The organism is Kitasatospora sp. NPDC057512, from assembly GCF_042802135.1.
GTDB lineage: Bacteria > Actinomycetota > Actinomycetes > Streptomycetales > Streptomycetaceae > Kitasatospora.
Window position 1 is genome coordinate 1 of sequence record NZ_JBHVET010000697.1, and the last position, 4,601, is coordinate 4,601.

Annotated in this window: 7 protein-coding genes; 4 read left to right on the plus strand and 3 right to left on the minus strand. The window is 69.8% G+C overall.

The genetic code is table 11. The annotated features are described in order from the left end of the window. Positions 1-16: 16 nt before the first annotated feature. Positions 17-214, minus strand: coding sequence for a DUF397 domain-containing protein (locus ACFU6K_RS32080; RefSeq protein WP_380669009.1), 198 nt, complete (start codon positions 212-214; stop codon positions 17-19). Between the two features lie 2 nt (positions 215-216). Further along, positions 217-1,086 (minus strand): helix-turn-helix domain-containing protein, encoded by an 870-nt coding sequence (locus ACFU6K_RS32085; protein WP_380669011.1) that lies wholly within the window; start codon positions 1,084-1,086, stop codon positions 217-219. A 154-nt stretch (positions 1,087-1,240) separates the two neighbouring features. Between ACFU6K_RS32085 and ACFU6K_RS32090 the strand changes: the two genes are divergently transcribed. Both ACFU6K_RS32090 and ACFU6K_RS32095 read left to right on the plus strand, forming a co-directional pair. Beyond that, a complete protein-coding gene (locus ACFU6K_RS32090) occupies positions 1,241-1,609 on the plus strand; it encodes an ATP-binding protein (protein WP_380669013.1) in 369 nt (122 codons plus the stop codon). Further along, on the plus strand, positions 1,606-1,845 hold the full coding sequence (locus ACFU6K_RS32095; RefSeq protein WP_380669015.1) for a hypothetical protein: 240 nt from the start codon (positions 1,606-1,608) through the stop codon (positions 1,843-1,845). Before ACFU6K_RS32090 ends, ACFU6K_RS32095 begins: the two co-directional genes overlap by 4 nt. Positions 1,846-1,893: 48 nt before the next feature. On the opposite strand, the gene ACFU6K_RS32100 is transcribed toward ACFU6K_RS32095, so the two are convergent. Beyond that, positions 1,894-2,487, minus strand: coding sequence for a TetR/AcrR family transcriptional regulator (locus ACFU6K_RS32100; RefSeq protein ID WP_380669017.1), 594 nt, complete (start codon positions 2,485-2,487; stop codon positions 1,894-1,896). Positions 2,488-2,564: 77 nt separating this feature from the next. On the opposite strand from ACFU6K_RS32100, the gene ACFU6K_RS32105 reads away from it, so the two are divergent. Next, positions 2,565-4,070: an MBL fold metallo-hydrolase gene (locus ACFU6K_RS32105; RefSeq protein ID WP_380669019.1), complete on the plus strand. Its 1,506-nt coding sequence runs from the start codon at positions 2,565-2,567 to the stop codon at positions 4,068-4,070. Positions 4,071-4,122: 52 nt separating this feature from the next. Then, on the plus strand, positions 4,123-4,601 hold a 479-nt coding region (locus ACFU6K_RS32110; protein ID WP_380669021.1), incomplete at its 3' end, for a hypothetical protein.

The following is a 4,601-nucleotide window of genomic DNA, read 5'->3' on the forward strand; positions in this document are numbered from 1 at the left end:
GGCACGGGGAGGGGGGTCAGGCTTCGACGAAGTGGTCGAACTCGCCGGTCCTGGCGCTGTGGAGCCAGGCGGCGAGCGTGGTGGGGGTGGTGGTGACGATGGTGGTGGGGTCGTCCGACTCGCGGATGTAGACACGGTCGTCGACAGAGGCGATCTCGATGCAGTTGGCCTCGTCGCCACTGAAGCTCGACTTCTGCCAGATGAGCTGGCGCATGGTCACCGTCCTTGGACCTTGTATCGGATGTGCTGGATCAAGCCCAGCGAGTCACGATAGGTGGTGGACGGCGCGGGCGTGGAGGCGTGTAGGGGAGAAAGGGCCATGCCACTGAGGCGATTGAACCTCTGGTCATACATGGTTACCGACTCGGGATCTCCTACGAACGTTCCACCGTGGGGCTGTTCGAGCAAGACCGTGTGAAGCCGGTGGTGTGGTCCTCGAATGAGCATGAACGGAGTGTCGTTCGCGGCAAAGTTCGTGCAGTCGAACGGGAGGATCTGGATCGTCACGTTCGGGAGTCGGCTCATCTCAACCAGATGGTTCAGCTGGTCCCGCATGATGGTGGGGCCTCCGTACATCATGTGCAGGGCCGCTTCGTGGATCACTGCGCGGAGAGTAGGCGCGTTCTCGCCGGTCAGTACCTTCTGGCGTTGGTGGCGGAACTCGACCTTCCTGTCGTTGTAGCCATGGATGACGTCGCTGTATCCCTTGGTCTGCAACAGGCCAGGAATGAGCAGGGTCTCGTAGCAGTCCAGAGCCGCTGCGCCGGACTCCGCCTCGGCCAGGTCAAGGGCGCGCGGGATCACGTCGTGCTTGAAGGAGGTCCACCAGCCCTTGCCCGAGCTTTCGCTCAGGGAAGTGAGGCCGGATCGATACTCGGGGTCCGTTACCCCGCAGAGGTCGAGCCAGGTCTCCAGGCGCTCAAGTGTGAGACCGATCCTGCCAGCCTCGATGTGGCTGACGTTCGGGCCCTTGACGCCCAAGGCCGCTCCAACCTCGGCGGCCGAGAGGCCAGCGGCGTCCCGAACTCGGCGAAGTTCCTCGCCAAGACGGCGTTGCCGCTCGTTGATCCCACTCCTGAAGCCCATGGGGCATGTCCTCCTTGCAGGCGACATTCTACGCAGAGTGTAGAGGCATGAGCGGAGCGTGTTGAAAGTTTCCGGCGGCTCACTTAAAGTGTTAACACGCTGCGCACCGTGGGCAGTTCCGGTGTGCTTCCTCTACACCGCTGGGAGATTCCCCATGTGTGACCCCAACCTCAACTCCCCCTCCCTCACCGTGTCCCGCGAGGTGTTGCGCGACGCGATGGAGCGCGCCGGGTACCCCGACCCGGTCATCGGGGACGCCGAACTCGCGCTCATGGAGCTGGTCGTGAACGCGTGGCGGCACGGGCTGACGGCCTCGCCGGTCGTCACGGTCGTCTACTCCGGCAGCACCCTCCGCGTCACCGTCGCCGACCGGAGCTCGGAGCTGCCGAAGCATCGGAAATACGGTCTGCTCGCCGAGTCGGGGCGGGGGTTGCAGCTGATCGAGGGGCTCATGCACCGCTGGGGTGTCGAGCCGCAGAAGCTCGGGAAGCGGGTCTGGTTCGAGCTGGACCTGGTCGCGTGAACGCCTACCCCATCCGGCCGGCCGATCCGGCGATCCGGCACCTCACCAGTCGGCAGATCGCCAACCTGATCGTGGAACTCCGGGCCGAGGGCCGCGAGTTCGGTCTGCTCTGGCCGTCCGCCCAGCCCGGGGGGACCGTCCTGAACGGGCAGGTCCTGGTCTCGTTCGGCAATGTTCCGGCCAGCACTCTGATCAACCTGCTCGCGCTCGTCCGCGAGTTCAGGCTGTACCGGTAGCGGGCGCGCGCGGGCTCCGTCCGTCGGACGGGGTCCGCGCCCGTGCGGTCAGTAGCCGGCCGTGAAGCCGGTGGCGAGGATGTCGAGCCTGGCGAGCAGGGCGTCGGTGAGCGGGCGGTCCGCGCCGGCGGCCAGCCAGCGGCCGAGGGTCGTGATGTAGGTGTCGAACACCAGGTCGGCGACGGCTGTCGGGTCGAACTCCGGGCGGATCTCGCCCTGTTCGGCTCCCCGGGTGGTGGCGGTGACGAACGCCTGCGGCGTTGTGGCACCGAGGGCGAAGGCGGCGTGGAGGACTCCGCTGTCGTGCAGGTCCTTGGCCAGTGCGTACTCCCGCTCGTTGAGCTCCGCGAGGGTGCACAGGGCGTCGGCGAGCGCCCCGATGGCGGAGTCGCCGGTGGATGCGCTCGCCTCGTCCCGCCGGTCCAGCACCTCGTGCCGCCGCTGGACCCAGGCGGTGACGAAGTCCTCCTTGCGGCGGAAGTGGTTGAAGGCCGTCTGGCGTCCCACGTCCGCGCGTTCGGCGATGTGGTCGTAGGTGGTGGCCGCGTACCCCTGGGTGGCGAACAGCTCCAGTGCTGCCGTCAGGAGCCGTTCCCGGGTCGCGGTGCGGCGCTGGTCGTGTCGGTTGGGAGGAGTGGTCACAAGAGGAGCGTACTTGAATCCATTGATGGACTGGAGTACATGTTAGTACTCCAGTCCATCAATGAGGAGGCCTGACGATGGCCGTTCCGTACACCCTCGGCCTGCACGAGATCGCCCCGGACACCTACGCCTACCTGCAGCCGGACGGCTCCTGGGGCTACAGCAACGCCGGGCTGATCGTCTCCGGCGACGAGGCGCTGCTCGTCGACACCCTGTTCACCGTCCCGCAGACCCGCGAGCTGCTCGACGCCGTCGCGCGCGCCCTGCCGCACGTCACCATCGGCACGCTGGTCAACAGCCACAGCGACGGCGACCACTGGTGGGGCAACCAGCTCCTCCCGGACGTCGTGACCATCGCCTCCGAGGCCGCCGCGGCCGAGATGCGCGCCGACCACCTGCACGCGGTGGTCGCCGCGCCGGGTGACCTCCGGCTGCCGAAGGTCGTCCAGCGGATGCGGGAGACCTTCGACTTCGGCGGCATCACCCCGACCCCGCCGAACCGGACCTTCACCGGCGAGCTGGACGTGGCTGTCGGGCGGCGCACCGTCCGGCTGATCGAGGTCGGCCCCGCCCACACCCAGGGCGACATCCTGGTCCAACTGCCCGACACCGGTGTGCTGTTCGCCGGGGACCTGCTGTTCATCGGCGGTCACCCGGTGATCCACAGCGGCCCGATCGGCAACTGGATCGCCGTCTGCGACCGCATCCTCGGCCTGGACGTCGATACGATCGTGCCCGGGCACGGGCCGGTCGTCGGCAAGCCCGAGGTCCGTTCCTTCCGCGACTACCTGGAGCGGGTCCGCGACCATGCCGAGCGCACCCACCGGGCGGGCGTGCCGGTGCTGCGCGCCGCACGGGAGATGGACCTGATCGGCCTCGCCGACCTGGCCGACCCCGAGCGGCTGGTCCTCAACATCGGCGCCGTCCACCGCGAACTCAACGGCGACGGAACCCCGGGCGAGATGGAACTCCTGGGCCTCCTGGACGCGTACGAGCCCGCCCCGCTGCTGGCCCCGCGGGCCGGGGCCGAGGTCGCCGCCGAGGTCACCGCGCTGGCCGCGGGCCTGCCGGGCATCGTCCGGCAGCTGTTCCCGGCTGAGGGAGCCGGGCCGCTGGAGGGCTTCCCGGTGCCCAACGTGCTGGCTACCATCGGGCACCACCCCGACCTGCTGACCAGCCTGGCGCCGCTGCTCGCCCTGCTCAACCAGGGCACGATCCCGCCCCGCGAACGGGAGTTGGCCGTTCTGCGCACCGCACACCGCACCGGTTCGACGTACGAGTGGCAGCACCACGTCCGGCTCGGCGGCCTCGCCGGGCTGAGCGGGCCCGAGATCGCCCGCGTCCCGGAGGGGCCGGACCACCCCGACTGGGCCGAGACCGACCGCGTCCTGCTGCGGGCCGTCGACGAGCTGCACGACGGGCACGCGCTCTCCCCGGCCACCTGGGAGGCGCTGGCGGACAGCTACTCCGCGCCGCGGCTGCTGGAGCTGCTGGTGCTGGTTGGGACGTACCGGATGGTGGCCGGAATCCTCAACTCCTGCCGGGTCCCCGTCGACGGCTGGCTCTCCGGGGCCGGCGCGTAGGGGGGTGGGAGACGGACCCGGCGTTGTCCGTGCCCGCTCCTACGATCGCCGCATGCCCGACGCCTTCACCGTCCTCTGGACCCAGCAGACCTGCCGAGCCCTGCGCACGGCGGGCCACGTGGGTGCCCGGCCTCCGGTCGCCTTCAGCGGGGTGCACACCTCGCTGCCCGCCTGGTCGGGGGCCCGGGCCGGGGACGAGGTGTACGCGCTGCACGTCAGCCGGTGCGAGGTGTTCGTGGTGAGTCGGATGCGGGTGGTCGACCGGGAGCGGGGCGACTGCTGCGGCGCCGCCGCCGCGACCTGGGACGACCCGGCGTTCCCCGGGCACGAGGCCTGGCGGATGCTCGGCGCCGGCGGCTGCGGCGCCTCGGCGGTGCACGTGGACGCGACGCCGGTGCGCTTCGACCGGCCGGTGCCGGGCGAGCTGCTGGAGCGGCTCACCTGGCGCAACCGCCGCAACCGGACCCGGAACCTGAAGCACGTGGTGGACGGTCGCCTCGAACGGGCGGTCGGCCTCCAGGGGTTCTACCG

Excerpts from the sequence above, each read along its gene's own strand:
- ACFU6K_RS32080 (WP_380669009.1), bottom strand. The coding sequence starts at position 214 with ATGCGCCAGCTCATCTGGCAGAAGTCGAGCTTCAGTGGCGACGAGGCC.
- ACFU6K_RS32085 (WP_380669011.1), bottom strand. The coding sequence starts at position 1,086 with ATGGGCTTCAGGAGTGGGATCAACGAGCGGCAACGCCGTCTTGGCGAG.
- ACFU6K_RS32090 (WP_380669013.1), top strand. The coding sequence starts at position 1,241 with ATGTGTGACCCCAACCTCAACTCCCCCTCCCTCACCGTGTCCCGCGAG.
- ACFU6K_RS32105 (WP_380669019.1), top strand. The coding sequence starts at position 2,565 with ATGGCCGTTCCGTACACCCTCGGCCTGCACGAGATCGCCCCGGACACC.